Source organism: Kitasatospora sp. NPDC041988 (genome assembly GCF_055588525.1).
In genome coordinates this window covers 187,327-209,964 of the sequence record NZ_JBVJCO010000002.1, presented here as the reverse complement: position 1 = coordinate 209,964, position 22,638 = coordinate 187,327, and the positions used below count along the sequence as shown (strand labels likewise).

General features: G+C 73.8%; 18 protein-coding genes. 5 read left to right on the top strand and 13 right to left on the bottom strand.

Annotated elements, in window-relative coordinates; translation table 11 throughout:
• Positions 1-23: 23 nt before the first annotated feature.
• The 10 genes from ACZ6NC_RS03870 to rsmH form a co-directional block, all read right to left on the bottom strand.
• Complete coding sequence (locus tag ACZ6NC_RS03870) at positions 24-800, bottom strand: cell division protein FtsQ/DivIB (RefSeq protein WP_465728655.1); 777 nt, start codon at positions 798-800, stop codon at positions 24-26.
• Entirely contained in the window at positions 793-1,899 is a 1,107-nt protein-coding gene (murG, locus tag ACZ6NC_RS03865; protein ID WP_465728653.1) for an undecaprenyldiphospho-muramoylpentapeptide beta-N-acetylglucosaminyltransferase, read from the bottom strand. Before murG ends, ACZ6NC_RS03870 begins: the two co-directional genes overlap by 8 nt.
• Positions 1,900-1,905: 6 nt before the next feature.
• The gene (gene ftsW / locus ACZ6NC_RS03860; protein WP_465728651.1) at positions 1,906-3,282 is read right to left on the bottom strand and encodes a putative lipid II flippase FtsW; all 1,377 of its coding nucleotides are present in this window, start codon (positions 3,280-3,282) and stop codon (positions 1,906-1,908) included.
• Between the two features lie 53 nt (positions 3,283-3,335).
• Positions 3,336-4,772, bottom strand: a complete 1,437-nt coding sequence (gene murD, locus ACZ6NC_RS03855; RefSeq protein ID WP_465728649.1) for a UDP-N-acetylmuramoyl-L-alanine--D-glutamate ligase — start codon at positions 4,770-4,772, stop codon at positions 3,336-3,338.
• Entirely contained in the window at positions 4,769-5,830 is a 1,062-nt protein-coding gene (mraY, locus tag ACZ6NC_RS03850; RefSeq protein ID WP_396319373.1) for a phospho-N-acetylmuramoyl-pentapeptide-transferase, read from the bottom strand. The genes murD and mraY overlap by 4 nt, the downstream gene beginning before the upstream one ends.
• Positions 5,831-7,231, bottom strand: coding sequence for a UDP-N-acetylmuramoyl-tripeptide--D-alanyl-D-alanine ligase (locus ACZ6NC_RS03845; RefSeq protein ID WP_465728647.1), 1,401 nt, complete (start codon positions 7,229-7,231; stop codon positions 5,831-5,833).
• Complete coding sequence (locus ACZ6NC_RS03840) at positions 7,228-8,793, bottom strand: UDP-N-acetylmuramoyl-L-alanyl-D-glutamate--2,6-diaminopimelate ligase (RefSeq protein ID WP_465728645.1); 1,566 nt, start codon at positions 8,791-8,793, stop codon at positions 7,228-7,230. Before ACZ6NC_RS03840 ends, ACZ6NC_RS03845 begins: the two co-directional genes overlap by 4 nt.
• 93 nt (positions 8,794-8,886) lie before the next feature.
• The gene (locus tag ACZ6NC_RS03835) at positions 8,887-11,118 is read right to left on the bottom strand and encodes a peptidoglycan D,D-transpeptidase FtsI family protein (RefSeq protein WP_465728643.1); all 2,232 of its coding nucleotides are present in this window, start codon (positions 11,116-11,118) and stop codon (positions 8,887-8,889) included.
• A gap of 67 nt (positions 11,119-11,185) precedes the next feature.
• The gene (gene ftsL, locus ACZ6NC_RS03830) at positions 11,186-11,776 is read right to left on the bottom strand and encodes a cell division protein FtsL (RefSeq protein WP_465728641.1); all 591 of its coding nucleotides are present in this window, start codon (positions 11,774-11,776) and stop codon (positions 11,186-11,188) included.
• 36 nt (positions 11,777-11,812) lie between these two features.
• Complete coding sequence (rsmH, locus tag ACZ6NC_RS03825) at positions 11,813-12,787, bottom strand: 16S rRNA (cytosine(1402)-N(4))-methyltransferase RsmH (protein ID WP_465728639.1); 975 nt, start codon at positions 12,785-12,787, stop codon at positions 11,813-11,815.
• A gap of 651 nt (positions 12,788-13,438) precedes the next feature.
• Between rsmH and ACZ6NC_RS03820 the strand changes: the two genes are divergently transcribed.
• The 4 genes from ACZ6NC_RS03820 (at position 13,439) to ACZ6NC_RS03805 (ending at position 19,176) form a co-directional block, all read left to right on the top strand.
• Positions 13,439-13,981, top strand: coding sequence for a beta-class carbonic anhydrase (locus ACZ6NC_RS03820; RefSeq protein ID WP_465728637.1), 543 nt, complete (start codon positions 13,439-13,441; stop codon positions 13,979-13,981).
• Between the two features lie 419 nt (positions 13,982-14,400).
• Positions 14,401-15,366, top strand: coding sequence for an AAA family ATPase (locus ACZ6NC_RS03815; RefSeq protein WP_465728948.1), 966 nt, complete (start codon positions 14,401-14,403; stop codon positions 15,364-15,366).
• 1 nt (position 15,367) lies between these two features.
• Positions 15,368-16,690 carry a DUF58 domain-containing protein gene (locus ACZ6NC_RS03810; protein WP_465728635.1) on the top strand — a complete coding sequence of 441 codons (1,323 nt, stop codon included), beginning with the start codon at positions 15,368-15,370 and terminating at the stop codon, positions 16,688-16,690.
• Positions 16,687-19,176, top strand: coding sequence for a transglutaminase TgpA family protein (locus tag ACZ6NC_RS03805; protein ID WP_465728633.1), 2,490 nt, complete (start codon positions 16,687-16,689; stop codon positions 19,174-19,176). Before ACZ6NC_RS03810 ends, ACZ6NC_RS03805 begins: the two co-directional genes overlap by 4 nt.
• Before the next feature lie 90 nt (positions 19,177-19,266).
• Here the strand turns inward: ACZ6NC_RS03805 and ACZ6NC_RS03800 are convergent, their stop codons facing one another.
• The 3 genes from ACZ6NC_RS03800 to ACZ6NC_RS03790 all read right to left on the bottom strand — a co-directional run bounded on the left by ACZ6NC_RS03800 (position 19,267) and on the right by ACZ6NC_RS03790 (position 21,437).
• On the bottom strand, positions 19,267-19,656 hold the full coding sequence (locus ACZ6NC_RS03800; RefSeq protein WP_465728631.1) for a DUF3040 domain-containing protein: 390 nt from the start codon (positions 19,654-19,656) through the stop codon (positions 19,267-19,269).
• 362 nt (positions 19,657-20,018) lie between these two features.
• Positions 20,019-20,771 (bottom strand): methyltransferase domain-containing protein, encoded by a 753-nt coding sequence (locus tag ACZ6NC_RS03795; protein WP_465728629.1) that lies wholly within the window; start codon positions 20,769-20,771, stop codon positions 20,019-20,021.
• 105 nt (positions 20,772-20,876) lie between these two features.
• Positions 20,877-21,437 (bottom strand): SAV_6107 family HEPN domain-containing protein, encoded by a 561-nt coding sequence (locus ACZ6NC_RS03790; protein WP_465728627.1) that lies wholly within the window; start codon positions 21,435-21,437, stop codon positions 20,877-20,879.
• Positions 21,438-21,999: 562 nt separating this feature from the next.
• Here ACZ6NC_RS03790 and ACZ6NC_RS03785 point away from each other — a divergent pair.
• Positions 22,000-22,629 carry a DUF4126 domain-containing protein gene (locus tag ACZ6NC_RS03785; RefSeq protein ID WP_465728625.1) on the top strand — a complete coding sequence of 210 codons (630 nt, stop codon included), beginning with the start codon at positions 22,000-22,002 and terminating at the stop codon, positions 22,627-22,629.
• The last annotated feature ends 9 nt before the right edge of the window (positions 22,630-22,638 follow it).

Below are 22,638 nucleotides of genomic sequence, written 5' to 3'. Positions count from 1 at the left end.
CCCCAGACAGAGAACCTACCGGATCATCCGGACACCGCCGGCGCCTCCGGAGCGCTGACATCGAAGTTCGTACCCTTCTGATGCAGCAGCGCCACCAGCACCCGGGCCTTGCGATCAGTCTGCTCCGGACTCCCCCAGCGGACCGTCGCACCCCCGCTGAGCTGCAGCTGGATGTCGTCGTAGGAGTGAACCAGCACCGCCCCGGCCCGCTGCCGGACCTCGGCGGGCAGGCCGGCGGCCACCGCCACCGCGCCCTGCACCAACTGCGAACGGGTGATCACCGAGTCCGCGTCCCGGGCCGGCTGACCGAGCCGCAGCTCGACCACCGGCACCCCCTCGGGGGCGGTCGCCTCGGTGGCGAAGCTCACGCCGCCCGCGTCGACCTGGGTGAACTGGCCGTCCTCCCCCTTGACGGCGGCGACCGCCTTGCGTTGGACGATCTTCACCTGCAGCGTGTGCGGCCAGCCGCGCCAGACCTCGGCCCCGGCCACCCGCGGGATCGCCTTCACCCGCCGCTCGACGTCGGCCAGGTCCACCCGGGCCAGCGGGCCGTCGCCGACCTCGCCGATCGCCGCGCGGACCTGGCCGACCGTCAGCTTGTCGTCCTGAACACCCTGCACCGAGACGCTGCGCACGTCCAGGACCGACGAGAGGAACACCAGCCAGGCCAGCACGCCGAGCACCACGGCGCCGAGCGCGCCCAGCACCACGATGCCCCGCCGGGAGAGCCGGAGCCGGGGAGCGTACTCCTCGGCCTCCAGCTCCTCCTCCAGAGGGTCGGCGAGCCGGCCGTCAGCCACGTCGGCGACCACCTCGGGCGGCCTCGATCGCCTCGTACACCATGCCGACCAGCAGCTCGTCGGCGTCCCGGCGGCCGAACTCGGCGGCGGCGCGGCTCATGTCCCAGAGCTTCTGCGGGTCGGTGAGCACCGGCAGCACGTTCTGCAGCACCCAGTCCGGGGTCAGCTCCGCGTCGTCGACCAGCAGGCCGCCGCCGGCCTTGACCATCGGCTGGGCGTTCAGCCGCTGCTCGCCGTTGCCGATCGGCAGCGGGACGAAGGCGGCGGGCAGGCCGACGGCGGCCAGCTCGGCCACCGTCATGGCGCCGGCCCGGCAGAGCATCAGGTCGGCGGCCGCGTAGGCGAGGTCCATCCGGTCCACGTACGGCACCGGGCGGTAGGGCGGCATCCCGGGGATGTCGTCCACCTGCGGCAGCTCGTTCTTCGGGCCGACCGCGTGCAGGATCTGGACGCCGTACTGCTGGAGCCGCGGCGCGATCGCGGTGACGGTCTCGTTGAGCCGGCGGGCGCCCTGCGAGCCGCCGGAGACCAGCAGGGTGGGCAGCCGCTGGTCGAGGCCGAAGTAGTGCCGGGCCTCCGGGCGGGACGCGTTGCGGTCCAGCGTGGCGATGGTCCGGCGCAGCGGGATGCCGATGTACCGGGAGTCGCGCAGCTTGCTGTCCGGCGTGGAGACGGCGACGAAGTCGCTGTACCGGGCGCCGATCTTGTTGGCCAGGCCGGGCCGGGCGTTGGCCTCGTGCACCACGATCGGCACGCCGGCCCGCTTGGCGGCCAGGTAGGCCGGCATCGCGACGTAGCCGCCGAAGCCGACCACGACGTCGGCGTTGACCCGCTCGATGATCTCCTGGGCGGCCCGGACGGTGCCGCGCAGCCGGCCCGGGACGGTGATCAGCTCGGGGGTGGGCTTGCGGGGCAGCGGGACGGCCGGGATCAGTTCCAGCTGGTAGCCGCGCTCGGGTACCAGCCGGGTCTCCAGACCGCGTTCGGTGCCCAGGGCGGTGATCCCGATGGACGGGTCGTGCCTGCGGAGGGCGTCCGCGAGGGCGAGGGCCGGCTCGATGTGACCGGCGGTCCCCCCGCCGGCGAGTACGACATGCACCGAAATTCACCGCTCCCTGCGCGCCGGCACCGGGGCCGGGCGCGCTGTGGTTCGTCGTCGTGGCAGCACCCGGGCCAGTCGTCTCCTGATCCGGGAGTTCTTGCTCCGGGCGGCCAGGGCCGCCTTCGCGCCCGAGGTGCTGCGTGCGAGGCAGAGCAGCACACCGATCGCGGACATGGCCGACAGCATGGCGGAACCGCCGTAGGAGAACAGCGGGAGCGGGACGCCCGCGATGGGCAGCAGTCCCAGCGCCGACCCGAGGTTGATCACGGCCTGCGCCATGATCCACGTGGTGGCGGCTCCCGCGGCGTACCTGACGAAGGGGTCCTTCGTACCGATGGCCACACGGATACCCGCGTAGCCTAGTGCCGCAAAGAGACCGATCACCGACAGCGTCCCCACCAGTCCCAGTTCCTCGCCGGTCGCGGCGAAGATGAAGTCGGTGTGCGCCTCCGGGAGCTGGCCCCATTTCTCGACGCCGGCGCCGAGCCCGGAGCCGAAGAGACCGCCGAGCCCGAACGCCTGAATGCCGTGCAGGGCCTGGAAACAGGCGCCGGCCGGGTCGAGCTTGGTGACGCCGATGCAGGCGAGCCGTTCGGCCCGGTGCGGGACGGTCACCACCAGGGCGGTGCAGACCACGACGGCGACGCCGAGGGTGGCCACGAACAGCCGCAGCGGGGCGCCGACCATCCAGAGCAGGCCGAACAGCATGGCCACCAGGATCATCGAGGTGCCCATGTCACCGCCGAGCATGATCATCGCCAGCAGCAGCAGGGCGCCCGGGACCAGCGGGACGAGCAGGTGCTTCCACTGGTCGAGGGTGCCGTTCTTCTGTTTGCGGGCGAGCAGGTCGGCGCCCCAGAGCACCAGGGCGAGCTTGGCGAACTCGGACGGCTGGAACTGGAAGAAGCCCAGATCCAGCCAGTTCCGGTTGCCGTTGACCTCCACCCCGATGCCGGGGACGGCGACCAGCGCCAGCGCGCCGATCACCCCGAACATCACCGGGTAGGTGATCACCCGCAGCACCGCGACCGGCACGGACGCGAAGCCGATCAGCAGGACGAGGCCGAGCATCGCCGCGACCAGCTGCTTGAGGAAGTAGAACTGCGACGAGCGGTGCTGGCCCAGGGCGAGGATCTGCGAGGCGGAGAAGACCATCAGCAGGCCGAGCACCACCAGCAACAGCGTCGAGCCGATGATCAGCAGATAGGGCGTCAGCGGCCGGTCCAGCGTGTACCGCAGGCGGGCCCGGAAGGCCTGTACGCGGGCCACCGGGCCGGCCGACTTGTAGGCGGTCGTGGTGGCCGAGATCACCCGCCACGGATCGGCCGGGCTCTTCTCCGGCGCACCGGTACCGCCCGCCCTGCCCTGCCCCGCCACCACGCCCTGCTCTCCTCTTCGTACGCCTCGCCCCGGCCGAGGGTGTACCCGTCGTGCTAGGGCTTGCCCGCCAGCTCCCGGACCGCCGCCGCGAAGAGGTCGCCGCGCTCGCCGTAGTTGGTGAACATGTCCATCGAGGCGCAGGCCGGCGCCAGCAGCACCGTGTCACCCGATTGGGCGAGCGACGTGGCCGCGCGGACCACCTCGGTCATCGCCACCGCGCCAGTCTGGCCCTCGGCCGCCTCGATCACCGGGACATCCGGCGCGTGTCGCGCCAGCGCCTCCCGGACCAGCGCGCGGTCCTCACCGATCAGCACCGCGCCGCGCAGTCGCTCGGCCGCGCCCTGGACGAGGTCGTCGAAGGTGGCGCCCTTGGCCAGGCCGCCGGCGATCCAGACGATCGGCCGGTACGCGGCCAGCGAGGCAGCGGCGGCGTGGGTGTTGGTGGCCTTCGAGTCGTCGATGTACGTGACGCCGTCGACCACGCCGACCTCGGCGATCCGGTGGGCGTCCGGGCGGAAGGCCCGCAGCCCCTCGCGGACGGCCTTCGGGTCGACCCCGTACGCCCGGGCGAGGGCGGCGGCGGCGAGCGCGTTGGCGATGTTGTGCGGGGCCGGCGGGTTGACGTCCTCGACCGAGCCCAGCTCGGCGGCGTTCTGGGCCCGGTCCGCCACGAAGGCGCGGTCCACCAGCAGGCCGTCGACCACGCCGAAGTTCGACAGGCCGGGCGCGCCGAGGCCGAAGCCGACCGCGCGGCAGCCCTCCTCGACGTCGGCCTCGCGGACCAGCGCCTCGGTGGCAGGGTCGGCCAGGTTGTACACGCAGGCGACGACGTTGCCCTCGAAGATCCGGCCCTTGTCGGCGGCGTACGCCTCCATCGAGCCGTGCCAGTCCAGGTGGTCCGGCGCCAGGTTGAGGACGGCCGCCGAGTACGGGCGCAGCGAGGGCGCCCAGTGCAGCTGGTAGCTGGAGAGCTCGACCGCGAGCACGTCGTACGGCTCCTCGGCGAGCACCGCGTCCAGCACCGAGACCCCGACGTTGCCGACGGCGGCGGTGCGCTTGCCGGCGGCGGCGAGGATCGAGGCCAGCATCTGGACGGTGGTGGTCTTGCCGTTGGTGCCCGTGACGGCCAGCCAGGGGGCGGGCTCGCCGGTGGACGGCAGCGGCTTGCGCAGGCGCCAGGCCAGCTCGACATCGCCCCAGACCTCGACGCCGGCCGCGTCGGCGGCGGCGAACAGCGGGCTGCTGGGCGGCCAGCCGGGCGAGGTGACGACCAGCCGGGTGCCCTCGGGCAGGCTGTCGCCGTCGCCAAGGCGGACGGTGATGCCCTGCGCCTCCAGCTCGGCGGCGCGCGCCCGCAGGCCCTCGCCGGCGCCGCCGTCCACGACGGTGACGCGGGCGCCGAGGCCGTGCAGGACGCGGGCGGCGCTGATCCCGGAGACGCCGAGGCCGGCGACGGTGACCGGCAGCCCGGTCCAGTCGGGGTTGGTCATCCGGTCACCCATCCCGCGTAGAAGAGGCCGAGTCCGACGGCCACGCAGAGGCCCTGGATGATCCAGAACCGGACCACGATCAGGACTTCGGTCCAGCCCTTGAGTTCGAAGTGGTGCTGCAGCGGGGCCATCTTGAAGACGCGCTTGCCGGTCATCCGGAAGGAGCCGACCTGGATGATCACCGAGAGGGTGATGATCACGTAGAGGCCGCCGAGCAGCGCGAGCAGCAGCTCGGTGCGGGAGCAGATCGCCAGGCCGGCCAGGGCGCCGCCGAGGGCGAGCGAGCCGGTGTCACCCATGAAGATCTTGGCGGGCGAGGTGTTCCACCAGAGGAAGCCGAAGCAGGAACCCATCAGGGCGGCGGCGACCACCGCGAGGTCCAGCGGGTCGCGGACGTCGTAGCAGTTGGCGGTGGCGGAGATCGTGTACGCGCAGCTCTGGCCGTACTCCCAGACACCGATGAAGGTGTAGGCGCCGAAGACCATCACCGAGGCGCCGGTGGCCAGGCCGTCCAGACCGTCCGTCAGGTTCACGCCGTTCGACATCGCGGCGATCATGAAATAGGCGAAGATGACGAACAGCACCGGCCCGATGGACCACTTGAAGTCCCGGACGAAGGACAGGTGGTCGGAGGCGGGCGTGAGCCCCCGGTCGTCGGCGAACTGCATCGCCAGGCCGGCGAAGGCGAGGGCCACCGCCGACTGGCCGACCAGCTTCGCCTTGGCCCGCAGACCGAGCGAGCGGCGCTTGACGACCTTGATGTAGTCGTCCAGGAAGCCGACCAGGCCCAGACCGACCGTCAGGAACAGCACCAGCAGCCCGGAGATCGTCGGGCTTTCGCCCGTTATCGCCTTGGTGGCGAAGTAGGCGATGAGCGTCGCCAGGATGAAGGCGATGCCGCCCATCGTGGGCGTGCCCTTCTTGCTGTGGTGCGCCTTGGGGCCGTCGTCGCGGATGTACTGGCCGTAGCCGTGCCGGGCGAGAAGCTTGATCAGGGCCGGCGTGCCGAGCAGCGACAGGATCAGACCGATCATGCCGGAGAAGAGGATCTGCTTCATTTACGCAGCACCGTCCGCGAGCAGCGCCTCGGCAACCTTCTCCAGCCCCACCGAACGGGAGGCCTTCACCAGGACCACATCCCCCGGCAGCAGCTGACTGCGCAGCAGCTCGACAGCCGCGTCCGCGTCGGACACCAGCACCGACTCCTCACCCCACGAACCTTCGTTCCTCGCGCCCAGTTCCATACAGGCCGCCTCGCGCCCGCCGACCGCCACCAGCTTGGTGACGTCCAGCCGTACCGCGAGCCGCCCGATGGCGTCGTGCTCGGCCAGGCTCTCCTCGCCGAGCTCCCGCATCTCGCCGAGCACCGCCCAGGTCCGGCGGCGCTCCGGGCCACGCCCCCCCATCGAGACCAGCGCCCGCAGCGCGGCCCGCATCGAGTCGGGGTTCGCGTTGTAGGCGTCGTTGACGACGGTGACACCATCGGCCCGGTCGACGACCTCCATGCGCCAGCGGGACAGCGCACCCGCCTCGCTCAGTGCTTCGGCGGTGTCGTCGACGGACATCCCGAGCTCCACCGCCACCGCAGCGGCGGCGAGGGCGTTCGAGACGTGGTGCTCACCGTACAGGCGCAGGTGCACGGGTGCGGAACCGGCCGGGGTGGTCAACGTGAACGATGGCCGTCCGGTGGAGTCCAGGCGAACATCCTGTGCCCGGACATGGGCGTCCGGGGACTCCCCGAAGAGGACCACCTTGGCCTTGGTCCGGGAGGCCATCGCGCGCACCAGGCGGTCGTCGGCGTTGAGGATCGCCGCGCCGTCCGCGGGCAGCGCCTCGACCAGCTCGCCCTTGGCCTCGGCGATCGCCTCCTGGGAGCCGAACTCGCCGACGTGCGCGGTGCCCACGTTCAGCACCAGGCCGATCCGGGGCGGGGTGATCGAGGTGAGGTACTCGATGTCGCCCTTGTGCCGGGCACCCATCTCCATCACCAGGTGCCGGGTGCCGGCTTCGACCCGCAGCGCGGTCATCGGGTGGCCGATCTCGTTGTTGAGCGAGCCGGGCGGGTAGACGGTCTCGCCGCGGCGCTGGAGCAGCTGGGCGATCAGGTCCTTGGTGCTGGTCTTGCCGGCCGAGCCGGTCAGCGCGACCACGGTGGTGGCCTCGGCCCGGGCGACCACCGTGCGGGCCAGCTTGCCGAGCGCGTCGACCACGCTGTCGACCAGGACGGCGGGCACGCCGACCGGGCGGGAGGCGAGCACGGCGACGGCGCCGGCCGCGACCGCCGTCCGGGCGTAGTCGTGGCCGTCCACGTGCTCGCCGACGAAGGCGGCGAAGAGGCCGCCGGGGCGCACCTTGCGGGAGTCGACCTCGACCGGGCCGGTCACCGGGGTGTCGGGGTCGGCGCCGTCCAGGGTGCCTCCGACTGCTGCGGCCACCTCGGCGAGGGTCAGTGCGATCACGGCTGCTCTACTCCTCCGGTGCCCCGGGCGGCCGTGGTCTGCGTGATGGATTCACGCAGCACCTCCCGGTCGTCGAAGGGGCGGATCTCGTCTCGTACGTACTGGCCGAGCTCGTGGCCCTTGCCGGCCACCAGCACGGTGTCCCCGGCCTGGGCGCGGGCCACCGCGAGGTGGATCGCCTCGGCGCGGTCAGGCACCACCAGAACGGCGCCGCGCTCGGCCTCGGGCACCGAGGCGGCGCCGGTCAGCATGGTGGCGAGGATCGCCAGCGGGTCCTCGCTGCGCGGGTTGTCGCTGGTCAGCAGGGCGGTGTCGGCCAGGCGGGCGGCGATGGCGCCCATCGGGGCGCGCTTGTGCGGGTCGCGGTCGCCGCCGCAGCCGACCACCACGTGCAGCCGGCCCTTGGTGACCTCGCGCAGCGAGCCGAGGACGGCCTGCAGCGCGTCCGGCTTGTGGGCGTAGTCGACCACCGCGACGTACGGCTGTCCGGCGTCGACCCGCTCCAGCCGGCCCGGAACTCCGGGCACCGCGGCGATCCCGGCGACGGCCTGCTCCAGCGGCAGCCCGGCGGTGACCAGCAGGGTGATCGCGGCCAGCGCGTTGGCGACGTTGAACGGGCCTGGCAGCGGGACGGCCGCGTCGGCCGCGGCGCCGTCGGGGCCGAGCACCCGGAAGGTCGAGCCGACCGGGCCGAGCTGGACGTCCACCGCCCGCCAGTGGGCTTCGGCCGCGCCGGTGGCGGAGAAGGAGGTGACCGGGATCTTCGCCTCGGCGACCAGCCGGCGCCCGTACGGGTCGTCCAGGTTGACCACCCCGCGGCGGGACTTGCCGGGCTGGAAGAGCCGGGCCTTCGCCTGGAAGTAGTCCTCCATGTCCGGGTGGAAGTCGAGGTGCTCGGGGGTGAGGTTGTTGAACAGCGCGACGTCGTAGACCACGCCGTCGGTGCGGCCGAAGACCAGCGCGTGGCTGGAGACCTCCATGGTCACCGCGTCCGCGCCGCGCTCGCCCATGACGGCGAGGATCGCGTGCAGGTCGGTCGCCTCGGGGGTGGTCCGCTCGCTCTTGATCCGCTCGCTGCCGACCCGCATCTCGACGGTGCCGATCACGCCGGGGTGGCGCCCGGCTCCGCGCAGGCCGCCCTCGACCAGGTAGGACGTGGTGGTCTTGCCGTTGGTGCCGGTCAGCCCGATCATCAGCAGCCGCTCGGAGGGCCGGCCGTAGACCGCGGCGGCCAGCTCGCCCATCCGGGCCCGCGGCCGGTCGACCACCAGCAGCGGCAGACCGGTACCGGCCGCCAGCTCGGCTCCGGCCGGGTCGGTGAGCAGCGCCACCGCGCCCGCCGCGGCGGCCTGGGCGGCGAAGGCCGCGCCGTGGTGGTTGGCACCGGGGAAGGCCACGTACACATCGCCCGGGCGCACCGCGCGGGAGTCGTGGGTGACGCCGGTGACCGGGCCCCCCTCGACCGGCGCGAGGCCGAGCAGACGGGCCAGCTCGGCGAGCGGCTTGGCCTCGGCCCGGGCGGGGCGGGGCGGGCTCACGGTGGTTTGATCGGGTTTCGGCACGGCGGGAAGGCTATCCGCCGAAGGGTGCCCAGGGCCAAACCGGGCCCGCGCCGTGCCGTCGTCCCGCCCGGCCCGCTGGTTGCTCATGGTCGATCACGGCTTCCACTCGACGGCCAGGTTGGGCGCCTCGCTACCGCTCGGCGGGACCTGCAGGGTCTTCAGGGTGAACTCCATCACCTGTTTGAACACCGGGCCGCAGAGCTGGCCGCCGAAGTGGCCGTTGACCGGGTCCTGGATGACGCAGGAGACGGTGACCCGCGGCTGGTCGGCCGGGGCGAAGCCGATGAACGACGCGGTGTACCCGCGGTAGCCGCCGGCCTTCGGGTCCACCCGGTTGGCGGTGCCGGTCTTGCCGGCCACCCGGTAGCCGGGGATGGCCGCCTTGCCGCCGGTGCCCTGCTCGTCGGTGACGACGGACTCCAGCATCTCGGTGAGGGTCTTCGCGGTCTGCTCGCTGACCACCCGCGACTCGGCCCCGGGAGCGGCCGGCGTGTACCGGCCGTCCGGCGTGGTGGTGCCCTGGACGATGCTGGGCGTGACCCGCACCCCGCCGTTGGCGATGGTGGAGAACACCGAGGTCGCCTGCAGGGCGTTGACCGACAGGCCCTGGCCGAACGGGATGGTGTACTGCTTGGACGCCTTCCAGTCCTCCGGCTTGTCCAGCAGGCCGGCGGTCTCGCCGGGGAAGCCCAGGCCGGTCTGCTGCCCGATGCCGAACTTGCGGAGGTAGTCGTGGAGCACCTGGTTGGCCTCGGGCTGGGTCGCGCCGAGCGTCTGGGCGGCCTCGATGGTGCCGATGTTGGAGGACTTGGCAAGGACCCCGGCCAGGGTCAGGTACCAGGTCGGGTGCTCGACGTCGTCCTTGAACGCCACGTCGCCGCGGACCAGCGGGTACGGAACGGTCACCTTGGTGTCCCAGGTGGCCTTGCCGGTGTCCAGCACGGCGGCCATGGTCATCAGCTTGGCCGTGGAGCCGGGCTCGTAGGCGTCCTGCAGGGCCGCGTTGCCGAGCTGGGAGGACTTGGCGCTGCTCAGGTCGTTGGGGTTGAAGCCGGGTGAGGTGGCCATCGCCAGGACCTGGCCGGTCTTCACGTCCTGGACGACGACGTAGCCCTTCTCCGCCCCGGCGTTGGCGACCTGGTCGGTGATGGCACGCTGGGCCGCCCACTGGATGTCCCGGTTGATGGTCAGCCGCAGGTCGGTGCCGGGCACGGCCGGGTCCAGCGAGCCCCCTGCGGTCGGCACCAGCCGGCCGCCGGACTGGGCGTAGCTGCTGTGGCCGTCCTTGCCGGCCAGCACCTTCTGGTACTGCGACTCCAGGCCGCCGGCGCCCTCGCCCTCCGCGTTGACGAAGCCGACCACGTTGGCGGCCAGCCCGTCCGAGGGGTAGACCCGCTTCTGGGTGTCCCGGTTGAAGACCCCGGCCAGCGGGTTGAAGCACTCGTTGTCCAGCCTGGTCCGCCCGCCCTCCTCCGCGGGCTTGTTCAGCAGGCGCCGCTGGGCCACGCAGGCCCGGGAGTTGGCCTGCTTCTCCAGGGTCGACTTGAGGTCGCTGATCTGGTTCTTGACGTCCGGGGTCTGCTGGGCGGCGAGCCGCTTGTAGCGGCTCTTGGGGGTGCGCAGGTCGGCGGCGATCTTCTCCTTGGGCAGGCCGAGGATCGGCGCGAGCAGTGCGGCCGCCTGCTCGGGTGCGTCGGGGATGCCGGCCGAGCCCGGGGTGAACATGGCCGGGTCGGCGGTGATGTCGTACGCGTCGACGGTGGTGGCCAGCGCCACGCCGTCGGCGGACGTTATCGAGCCGCGCTCGGCGGTGATCGGGATGTCCAGGTAGCGGTTGGTGTTGGCGTCGGCGGCCAGCGCGTCGGAGTCCAGCAGTTGGAGCTGGACCAGGCGGCCGGCGAAGACCGAGAACACCAGGGAGAGCGCCACGGTGACCACCCGGAGCCGGCGGCGCGAGTCGGCCAGCCGGATCGGCTTGGGCTGCGGGCGCTGCGGCGGGCGGGACTTCGGACGCGGCCGGCCGGACGCCTGGCCGCGGACCGGCGGGCGGGCCTCGGGGCGGCGCTGCTGCGGCGTCCGGGGGGCCTTGCCCTGCTGGCTCCGGGCCGGCTGGGCCTTGGCCGGCTGCTTCGCGGGCTGTGCCTTCGGGGGCTGCTGCGACCGCGCGGGCTGCGGCTTGGCCGGCTGCTGCCTGGCGGCCTGGGGCCGGCCGGGCTGTGCCTTGCCGGACTGGGCGCGCGGGGCCTGGCGCGGCGCGGCGCCCTTGGCGGCGGGCCGGGGACGGCCGGTGCCGCCGCCTCCGGACGGCTGTCGTGGCGTACTCATGCGCCCACCTCGCTGCACTCGGCGAGCGCTTCGCGCACCCTCTGACCGACCCGCTCGCTACGCTCGTTCATCGGCCCGCACCCCCGGTCGCGGTCTGCGCCGGCTGCGGCGCGGCGGGCGCGGGGGCGGCGGGGTTGATCTGGACGGTGGTGTCGCCGCCGGCCGCGGGGGCCGTCGGCGCGGCGGCACCCGGCTGGGCGCTCGGCGAGGGCTGCGGCTTCCCGGGCCACGGTTCGACGGTGGACCGTTTCACCGGCTGGCTGTCCTGGGCCGCGCCGGGCGTCCCGAGCACCTTGCCGCCGTTCGGGACGTCCAGGAAGGCCATCCCGCCGGCCGGCACCATGCCCAGCTCGGCGGCCCGGCGCGCCAGCGCGTCCGGCGCGGAGTTCTGGTCGATCTGGTGCTGGAGGCCCTGCTGCTCGTCGGTGAGCACGGTGGTCTGCCGCTGGAGCCGGGAGAGTTCGAAGGAGCCCTCGTTGAGCGCGGTGTTCAGCGCCAGCAGGCCGAGCAACCCGGCCGCGAGCAGGACCACCACCAGGACCGCGAACGGCGTCCGCCCCCGTACCGGGCGCCGCCCGGGGCGGACCGTGATCCGCGCCCTGCCGCCCTGCCCGGGGAGCACCGCGCTCCCCGCCCCGCCTCCGGCCACCGGCCCCACGCTGTCTCCTCCGCCCTTCCGACCACCCCAGCCCGGTCAGCCCCGGGTGCTCCGGTCCCTGATCCTCTCCGCCACCCGCAGCCGCACGGGCGCGGCGCGCCGGTTCTCCTCGATCTCCTCCTCGGTGGCCAGCTCGGCCCCGCGGGTGATCAGCTTCAGCCAGGGCTGGTGCTCCTCCGGGACGAACGGCAGCCCCGGCGGGGCGGTGCTGGTCGCCCCGGCGGCGAGGTGCTGCTTGACCAGACGGTCCTCCAGCGACTGGTAGGACATCACGACGATCCGCCCGCCCAGCGCCAGGGCGTCCAGTGCGCCCGGGATCGCCCGGTCCAGGACCTCCAGCTCGCCGTTGACCTCGATCCGCAGCGCCTGGAAGGTGCGCTTGGCCGGGTTCCCGCCGGTACGACGGGTGGCGGCCGGGATGGCGTTGCGCACCAACTCGACCAGACGCGCGCTGGTGGTGAACGGTTCCTTCTCGCGCTCGCGCACGATCACCGAGGCGATCTTCCCGGCGAACCGCTCCTCGCCGTAGACCTTGAGGATCCGGGCCAGCTGGCCGTGGGTGTAGGTGTTCAGCACCTCGGCCGCGCTCAGGCCCCGGGTCTGGTCCATCCGCATGTCCAGCGGGGCGTCCTGGGAGTAGGCGAAGCCGCGCTCGGCCTCGTCCAGCTGCATCGAGGAGACGCCGAGGTCGAACAGGACGCCCTGCACCCGGGGGATGTCGAGGCGCTCCAGCACCTCGGGGATCTCGTCATAGACGGCGTGCACCAGGGTGGCCCGGTCGCCGAACGGGGCCAGCCGCTCGCCGGAGAGCTTCAGCGCCGCCGGGTCGCGGTCCACCGCGACCAGCCGGACGTCCGGGAACTGGGTCAGCAGGGCCTCACTGTGCCCGCCGAGGCCGAGGGTGGCGTCCACCACCACGGCGCCCGGCTGCGAGATCGCCGGGGCCAGCGCGTCCATGCACCGCTGCAGCATCACGGGGACGTGCTTGGGGGCCGGATCGTTGGTGCTCATGCGCCCGCCTCGCTTCGCTCGGCAGGGGCATTCGCCCACGCGCGCCTTTCCTTGATTCGCTCGCTTCGCTCGCTCATGTTGCGCGGTGGCGCCCTTCCTCGGTGCGGAGCAGCCCGATGTCCGGGAGCTCCGACCATTTTGGCCCACTGCGTGCCGGAACCGGCGCCTGGGGGGAGCTGGACCGGCCCGGGACGCGGCCCGTGGTCCCCGCCCGCTCTGGGGAAGGTCGTGACCGCCCGGCACCGGGGAAGGTGCGCCAGGTGGCACGGAGCGGGTGGAGGCCACGGGCCGCGTCGGCCGCCGCACCGGCCGGAAAGGCCCGGTTGACGGGCTCCGGCGGTTGTGCTCCACTGCGCCGCAACTCTATCGCGCAGACCCCGCCAGTCAATGGCCTGCTCCGGCGCACCACCCGGGCGGCGGTACGGATCACCGCAGGTCGCGGCCGTTCCGGCGACCCGTGGGTGCGGCCGCTCCCGGTCGCGCGGCGGCTCCGCGCGCCCCGGCCGGGCCGGTGCCCGTGCGGGCGGCGGACAAATCCGGTCGGAACGGCCCCCGGGGCCTCCGGGTTGTGGATATGCACTCGATCACAGCTGCCCGCTCTGTAGCCCCTGACTCCACCACGGGCGGGCGAATCGCACTAACGTCTCCGATATGACAGTGACCCCCGACCGGCCCACGCCGACCGCCGCTGCCGACTCCACAGATCCCGACATCATCGACCGCTTCGTCGCGGCCAACCGCGAGTACGCGGTGACCTTCCGCGACGGCGGCATGGACGCCCGCCCGGTCCAGAAGGTCGCCGTGGTGGCCTGTATGGACGCCCGGCTCGACCTGTTCGCCGCCCTCGGGCTCGAACTCGGCGACGCGCACGTGCTCCGCAACGCCGGTGGCGTCGTGACCGACGACACCATCCGTTCGCTCACCATCAGCCAGCGTGCCCTCGGCACCCGCTCGATCGCGCTGATCCACCACACCGGCTGCGGCCTGCTCGGCCTCACCGAGGACTTCCGGCGCGAGCTGGAACTGGAGGTCGGCCAGCGCCCGCAGTGGGCGGTGGAGTCCTTCGTCGACCTCGACGGCGACGTCCGGCAGTCCATGCAGCGGGTCCGTACCTCGCCGTTCCTGCTGCACACCGACGACGTACGGGGCTTCGTGTTCGACGTCCACACCGGGCTGCTCCGCGAGATCTCCTGACCCCGTCCCCGCTCCCCCAGCGCCGTCGTCGGCCCGGCCAGCGCCGTCCGGGCCCCGCCGCGGCGTTCCGGTAGCACCGTGCACCGCTTCCCCGGCGCGTGCGCCGCTGCCTCCGCCGGGCATTCCCCGGGCGCTTGCCGGTGAGATGGTGACTTCTGGCCACCGCCCGGGGGAGAATGCGCCTGCCGGTCTGACCCCGAACCACCTGGGGCGGCCAGGCCGCAGGCCGCACCCCGGCACCGGATCCCCCACGGAACCGCTCCCGGAGGGGCCGCGTCAAGCAGGGGTGGGGGCCGGCCTCGGGGTGAGGCGGGCGCAGCGTGCCAGGGAGCGTACGGGTGACGAGCTACAACGATCAGGCCGGTCTCGAAGGTCGTCCGGGGGGCGATCAGCGCAACCCCGGGTACCACCCGGTCGGTCTGCCCGAGCTCGCCGCCGTCGTGGACCGGGTGCGGACCAACATCGAGAGCGTCATCGAGGGCAAGCCGGAGGCCGTCCGGATCGCCCTGACCGTGCTGCTCGCCGAGGGCCACCTGCTGCTGGAGGACGTGCCCGGCGTCGGCAAGACCATGCTGGCCAAGGCGCTGGCCCGGTCCGTCGACTGCACCGTGCGGCGTATCCAGTTCACGCCCGACCTGCTGCCCTCGGACGTCACCGGCACCAACATCTTCGACCAGCACCAGCGCGACTTCGAGTTCCGCCCGGGCGCGATCTTCGCCCAGATCGTGGTCGGCGACGAGATCAACCGGGCCTCGCCGAAGACGCAGTCCGCGCTGCTGGAGTCGATGGAGGAGCGCCAGGTCACCATCGACGGCACCAGCTACGAACTGCCCTCGCCGTTCATGGTCGTGGCCACCCAGAACCCGGTCGAGATGGAGGGCACCTACCCCCTCCCGGAGGCCCAGCGGGACCGCTTCATGGCCCGGATCTCGATGGGCTACCCGAGCCCCGAGGCCGAACTCGCCATGCTCGACGTGCACGCCGGCGCCAGCCCGCTGGAGGACCTCCAGCCGGTCGCGCACGCCGCCGACATCCTCAAGCTGGTCGAGCTGGTGCGCACCGTGCACATCGCCGACCCGGTCCGGCGCTACGCCGTCGACCTGGTCGGTGCCACCCGGAGCAGCCACGAGCTGCGCCTGGGCGCCTCGCCGCGCGCCACCCTGCACCTGGTGCGGGCCGCCCGCGCCGCCGCCGCGCTGGACGGGCGCGACTACGTCACCCCGGACGACATCCAGCGGCTGGCCGTCCCGGTGCTCGCCCACCGTCTGATGCCGACCGCCGAGACCCAGCTCAGCCGCCGCACGTCCGAGCAGATCGTCGCCGACCTGGTCGCCCGGCTGCCGCTGCCGCGCCCGCAGGGCGGCCCGGCCGTCCGGAGGGGCTGAGGTGGGGCCGTCCGACGCACCGTCGGGCCTTCGCGCCGGTCTGCGCGGCCTCACCACCCGGGGCCGTTCCTTCCTCGCCGCCGGGGCCACCGCGGTGGTCTGCTCCTACCTGCTCGACCAGGACGCGCTGCTGCGCGTCGGCGTGCTGCTCGCGGCCCTGCCGCTGGCCGCCGCCCTGCTGCTGGCCAACACCCGCTACCGGGTGGCCAGCGGCCGCCGGCTCTCCCCGCGCCGTGCCGTGGCCGGGCAGGAGGCCCGGGTCCACCTGCGGGTGGACAACGTCTCCCGGGTGCCCACCGGCCTGCTGCTGCTGGAGGACAAGGTCCCGTACGTGCTCGGGCCGCGCCCGCGGTTCGTGCTGGACCGGGTCGAGCCGCGCGGGAACCGCGAGGTGTCCTACCGGGTCCGCTCCGACCTGCGCGGCCGCTACCCGCTCGGGCCGCTCCAGCTGCGGCTCTCCGACCCGTTCGGAATGTGCGAGCTGAACCGTTCCTTCGCCGCCTCCGACGTGCTCACCGTGGTGCCGCAGGTCCAGTACCTGCCGCCCGTGCGACTCAAGGGCGAGTGGGTCGGCCAGGGCGAGAGCCACACCCGCACCCTGGCGCTGGCCGGCGACGACGACGTCATCCTGCGCGAGTACCGGCACGGCGACGACCTGCGCCGGGTGCACTGGAAGTCCACCGCCCGGTACGGCGAGCTGATGGTCCGCCGCGAGGAGCAGCCGCAGAAGGCCCGTGCCACCGTGCTGCTCGACACCCGGGAGGCCGGCCACCGCGGCAGCGGCCCCGCCTCCTCCTTCGAGTGGGCGGTCAGCTGCGCCGCCTCGGTCGCCGTCCACCTGCTGGAGCGCGGCTACCAGACCCGCCTGCTCACCGACACCGGCCACTGCGTCCCCGGCCCGGACGCCGGCGGCGGCAACACCGCCGCCGACTCCTCCGGCCTGATCCTGGACGCGCTCGCGGTCGTCGACCTCTCCGACGGCGGCGGGCTCTCCCGCGCCGAGGAGCCGCTGCGCACCGCCGGCGAGGGCCTGCTGGTCGCCGTCCTCGGCGAGCTGGACGAGGCGCAGACCGCCCGGCTGGCACGGCTGCGCAACCGCACCGGCGGCGCCGTGGCCTTCCTGCTCGACACCGGCACCTGGTCCGGCCTGCGGATGCTCGCCCCCGAAACCGGCGGGGACGAGTTCCGCTCCCGGCTCCGGCAGCTGCGCGAGGCCGGCTGGACGGTGCTGCCGGTGCGCGCCGGGGACTCCGCCCCCGAGCTGTGGCAGACCGCCGAGCGGGCCGAGTCGCCCTCCCCCTACCGAGAAGAGGCCGGCGCGTGACCACCCGGGCCAAACTGACCGTGTACTCGGCGCTGGCCACCGCCCTGGCCGCGCTCTGCCTGACCCCGCTGCTCACCGGCAGGAGCTGGATCGCCCACGCCCTCCTGGTGATCACCGTGATCGCGCTGGCCGGCGCGGGCCTGCGCCGGACGCCCTTCTACCGCTGGACGGTGCCGCTCGGGCAGCTGCTCGTCCTGTTCGTCCTGCTGCTGGTCGGCTTCGCGAGCGCCACCAACAAGTTCGGCGGCATGCTGCCCGGCACCGCGTCGGTGGACACCCTCAGCAGCGTCCTCGGCCAAGGGCTGGACGACATCCAGGAGTACGCCATCCCGGCGCCGCCCAACCCCGGGCTGCGGCTGATCCTGGTCACGTCCGTCGGGCTGATCGCCATCGCGGTCGACACCGTCGCGGTGACGTACCGGCGCTCGGCGCTGGCCGGGCTGCCGCTGCTGGCGCTCTACTCGGTCGGCAACGGGCTGGCCGGCGACCGGGGCAGCTGGGTCTGGTTCGGGCTCGCCGCCGCCGGCTACCTGGTGCTGCTCTTCGCCGAGGGCCAGGACCGGGTCTCCCGCTGGGGCCGGGTCTTCCGCGGGACCTCGCACGGCACCGAGGGCTCCGGCGCGCTCAGCCTGAGCGGCCAGCGGGTCGGCGTCCTGGCGCTGGCGCTGGCCCTGCTGGTGCCGGCGTTCCTTCCGCACTGGGACGGCGGCCTGATCCACAGCGGCCCCAAGGGCGGCACCAACGGCGGCATCGGCGCCGGGGGCGTCACCAGCCTCGACCCGCTGGTCACCCTGGAGTCCGCGCTGACCAAGCCCCGCGACATCGAGCTGCTCACCTACCGGATGGACAGCAGCCTGGCGGACACCGCCTACCTGCGCACCGGTTCGCTGGACTCGTTCGACGGCGCCGCGTGGAAGCTCAGCAACCCCGGCACGACCGACTTCAAGGGCAACTTCGCCGCCCCCGAGGGGCTCCGCGACCTCAACGTCCCGACGGTCCAGGGCGACTTCCAGGTCTCCGAGAATCTGGACTCCGCCTGGCTGCCGATGCCCTACCCGGCCAAGAACGCCACCGTCCCCGTCCCCGGCAACTGGAAGGTGGACACCCTCACCGGCACCGTCCAGCCGACCAAGGACAAGGCGATCAAGAGCCTGCGCTACCAGGTCACCGCGTACGACGTCCGGCCCACCGCCGAGGAGCTGCGCCAGGCGCAGCCCGCCCGGCCCCAGATCGCCGGGCACTACACCGACCTGCCCAAGGACCTCCCGCCGGTGGTCCGGCAGCAGGCCGAGTCGGTCACCAAGAACGCGGCCACCCCGTACGACAAGGCGGTGGCGCTGCAGGACTGGTTCACGGGCCCCGACTTCAGCTACCGCACCGACGTCAAGGCCGGCACCGGCAACGACGCGATCGTGGAGTTCCTGCGCAACCGCCAGGGCTTCTGCGTGCACTTCGCCTCCACCATGGCGGCGATGGCCCGCACCCTGGGCATCCCGTCCCGGGTCGCGGTCGGCTTCACCCCGGGCGATGCGAAGGGCGGCGACCGGTACTCGGTCAACGGGCTGAAGTACCACGCCTGGCCCGAGCTGTACTTCGAGGGCTTCGGCTGGACGCGCTTCGAGCCCACCAAGGGCCGCGGCGTGGCGCCCCGCTACACCGAGCCGGTCACCGCGCCCGCCACCGCGCCGACCACCGCGCCCACCGCCGCCGCGCAGAGCACCGGGCCGGTCGCGGTGCCCTCCAGCAGCAGCGACTGCGACGCGAAGCTGCGCCGCATGGGTGAGTGCGGGGACCAGAAGAAGACCGCCGTCGGTGCCCAGGACGAGTCCTGGCTGCTCTCCTGGCAGGTGCTGGCCACCCTGGCCACCGTCCTGGTGCTGATCGCGCTGCTGCTCACCCCGATGCTCTGGCGGACGCTGCTGCGCCGCCGACGGCTCGGCGCGGGCGGGCGGCGCCGGCCCGGCGGTGACGGCCCGGCGGAGCTGACCGACGAGCAGGTGCTGGCCGCCTGGGACGAGCTGATCGACTCCGCCTGGGACCTCGGCATCCCGCCGGACGAGTCGCGCACCCCGCGCGCCGCCGCCCGCCGGATCTCCGAGACCGCCGAGCTCGACGAGGCCTCGGCGGCCGCCGCCGGCCGGGTGGCGCTGGCCACCGAGCGGGTGCTCTACGCCCGGTCCGCCCAGGTGTCGGCACCGTTGGCGGCGGACGTCCGGACCGCCCGGGACGGCCTGCGGGCCGGTGCCGGCCGGGCCGGGCGGACCAGGGCGGTGCTGCTGCCGCCGTCCTCGGCCCAGCTCTGGTGGAAGGTCTCCGAAGCGGTGCTGGCCGCGCGGCTCACGGTGCGCAACCGGGTGGCCCGGGTGGCCGGCGCGGTCACCGGTCCGGTCCGCCGGGCCTGGGGCCGGCTGCGGCGCCGGGGCGGCCCGGACGGCGGCTCGGACGGCCCGGGCGTCACGGGCGGCCGGGACGGCGCCGCGTCCTGAGACCGGAAACGCCGAGGGCGGGCAGTCGGATCGACTGCCCGCCCTCGCGGCGTTCGTACGGTGGTACCCGGAGGCCTCGTGCCCGGAGGCTCAGAAACCGCCGGTCTGCTCGTCCCGGCGGCGCTGCCAGCGCTGCTCGACCCGGTCCATCATCCCCGCCTTGCGGCGCGGAGCGGCGGCCGGACGGGGCCCCGCGGTCTGGCCGGCCGGACCGCGACGCCAGCCCGTCACGGCGAAGACCGCGCACCCCAACATCACCAGGAACCCGACGACACTGACCCAGATCTGGTCGGGCACGACCATGCCGCCCATCAACAGGCCGATACCCACCACGAAGCCGCCGACGGCCAGATAGACCCGTCGACGGGTGTAGGTGCGCAGCCCGGTTCCCTCAAGCGCCGACGCGAATTTGGGATCTTCGGCATACAGCGCTCGCTCCATCTGGTCGAGCAGTCGCTGCTCGTGCTCCGAGAGCGGCACGGAGTCCTCCTACTCGTCGGTCGCGGGTGCGACCGGTCCGCCGCCCCGGTCGGGGAGGCAAGTCCAATCAGCCTTGAAAACACGCGGTCGGACGCCTGTGCGGGGGCCCGTGCCTGTCGTCCATATGCCCCATGCATCCGGCTGTCATGCTTTCCGGCTTTACCCAGATCATACGGTCCACGGGCCCGTTACGGGGTGGTCGGCCACGCGTGGGCCGGGCCACTCCAGGCTGTCCGGGCCGCACTGGGCTCAACGCGGTGAGGCCCGGACAAGTGCCCGACCGGGTGGAATCGGCCGGGACCTGGGGAGCTTCGGAGGAGAGAGGGAGGAGACCGGTCGGCGAACGGTGCCGACCGCCCGGGTCAGGCCAGGGTGGCCAGCAGGTGGAGCTGGGTCGCCACGGCGTGGAAGGCGGGCTGCCCGGCGGCGGCCTCCTCCAGCTTGAGCAGCGCCTCCAGCGCACCCGGCTCGGTGTCCACCAGGACGCCGGGCACCAGATCGGCGAAGACCCGGACACCGTGCACCGAGTCCACCCGCAGGCCCGCGCCGACGGCGAGCCGGTCGAGCTCCTCACCGGTGAAGCGGCGCGGCATCGGGTCGGCATCGCCCCAGCGGCCGTCGGCGGCCTCCAGCACCGTCCGGGCGTCGTTGAAGTGGCCCCCGAGTGCGCGGGCCAGTACGGCGCCGTTGCGGTTGGCGGCCAGCAGGCTGACGAAGCCGCCGCGGCGCAGGGTGCCCGCCAGGCTGCCGAGCGCCTCGGCCGGGTCGTCCACGACCTCCAGCACGCCGTGGCAGAGCACTGCGTCGACGGTGCCGGGCACGACCAGCTCGGGCAGCGTCTGGGTGTCGCCCTGGACGGCGCGGACCAGGTCGGTCACGCCGGCCTCGGCGGCCCGGCGCTCCAGCGCGAACAGCGCGTCGGGGCTCGGGTCGACCACGGTGACCCGGTGGCCGAGCCGGGCCACCGGCACAGCGAAGTTGCCGGTGCCGCCGCCGGTGTCGACCACGTCGAGCACCGGCTGGTCCAGCTCGGCCGCCCGCTTCTCCAGGGCGGCCCGCACCACCTCCCACACCACGGCGGTACGCAGGGCGCTGCGGGGACGCGTCGGGTACAAGGTGGGGCTCCTTGGCACGTGCAGATCGATCAGGACGCCTCCACCTTAGACCGGGCGGGCGGCCGGGCCGCTGCGGGCCGCCGGGCCGCGCCGCCCGGCGCCCGGTCACCGCCGGGCGCCCGGGTCGTGGGTGCCGCCGGTGTCGTCCGGCGGGAGCCGTGGGGCGGGCGGCGCCGGGTGCAGGCCGAGCAGCCGCTCGACCAGGCGGAGGAAGAGCGCGGAGTTGCGGATCAGGTCGTCGGCGTCGCGAGCCGAGGCGGCGCCCCTGATCCCGGCCTCGGCGGCGGCCCGGCGGCGGGCGCCGGCCGCGAAGTACACCGCCCACTCGGCGAGTTCGGGCGCGACCTCGGGCAGCACCTCCCAAGCGCTGCGGATCGCCCGGCGCCGCCGGGGGCTCTTCTCCGGCCGGCCCCGGACGGCGAGCACCGCCGCGACGGTGCGCAGCGCGGCGAGGTGGGCGGCGGCGTACCGCTCCAGCGGGTCCTCCAGGGCGCGGGAGCGGGTGAGGGTGCGGTGCGCGTCGGCGAGCAGGTCGAGCGCGGCGGGCGGGGCGGTGACCCGGCGCAGCACCGGGTGGACGCCCCCGCCGGCAGGAACGTGGGCGCCCGGGCGGTCGGCGGCGGAGTGGAGGCGGGCGGTGACGGGCTCAGGGTGGCTGATGGTCATGGTCTCCCCCGTTCCGAGGCAGCGCACGGGCCGGATGATCCGTGCGTCTCCATCGTGAACGGGACCACTGACAATGCGGCCCCGAGGCGTCGCACGCCTGCTCCGACCACGGACACGCGTGCGGGCGGCGGTCGCCGGCCGCTCCCCCGCCGGCCCGCGCCCCACCGCCCCGCACCCGCCGAAGCGCCGTCCCCCCAACGGCCGGCGCTCCGGAGCCCCCGGGTCGCCGGTCCCCCCTGACCCCGCTCCGCCGCCCCGTGTCGGCGGTGCGCGGCCTACGACCGGCTCCGGTGCGGACCCGCCGGTGTCGTCCGCCGGCCCCCGTGGCCGGCGGACGGCACATGTCCGCCGTCCCGGGCCCGCAGCGCCCGACGCGCCGCTGACCCGGTGCCACCACTCTCCCGTCTCCGCAGGTCGGAGGCCATCCGCTCAGCTACTCAACCGTGGGTCTGAGTATCCGTACTCAGCCCTCCCGGGGAGGGAACCGGAGGGCACCCGCCCGGCGTCCCGGTACGGTACGGCGAGCCGGGCGGATCCCGGCGGGAACTCCGAGGAGGAACGGATGACGATCGTTCCGCTGATCTTCACCAGCGGGCTGGCGAGCGGGATCAACGCGTACGCGGTGGTGCTGCTGCTCGGCCTGCTGGGCCGGTTCGCCGGGGCCGATTCGGTGCCGCCCGCGCTGGAGCGCACCGACGTACTGGCCGCGGCGGCCGTGCTGTTCCTGCTGGAGGCGGTGGCCGACAAGATCCCGTACGTGGACAGCCTCTGGGACACCGTCCACACCGTGATCCGCCCGATCGCGGGGGCCACCGTGGGCGCGCTGATCGCGAGCACCGACCCGGGCTCGCTGCCCGAGGTCGCGGCAGGGGCGATGGGCGGTGCCACGGCTCTGGTCAGCCATCTGGTGAAGGCCTCGCTGCGGATGGCGGTCAACACCTCGCCCGAGCCGGCCAGCAACATCGTGGTCAGCCTGGCCGAGGACCTCTCGGTGGCCGGCCTGGTCACCCTGGCGATCTTCCATCCGTGGCTGGCCGCCTCGATCGCCGCCGTCCTGCTGGTCGCCGGCCTGCTCATGGTCTGGTTCGCGATCAACCGCATCCGCCGGTTCCGGGCCCGCCGCCGCGAGCGCAAGGCCGCCCGCGCGGCAGGCGCCCGACCGGCGGAGGAGGCGTCCGTCCTGCGGTCATAGGATGCGGGC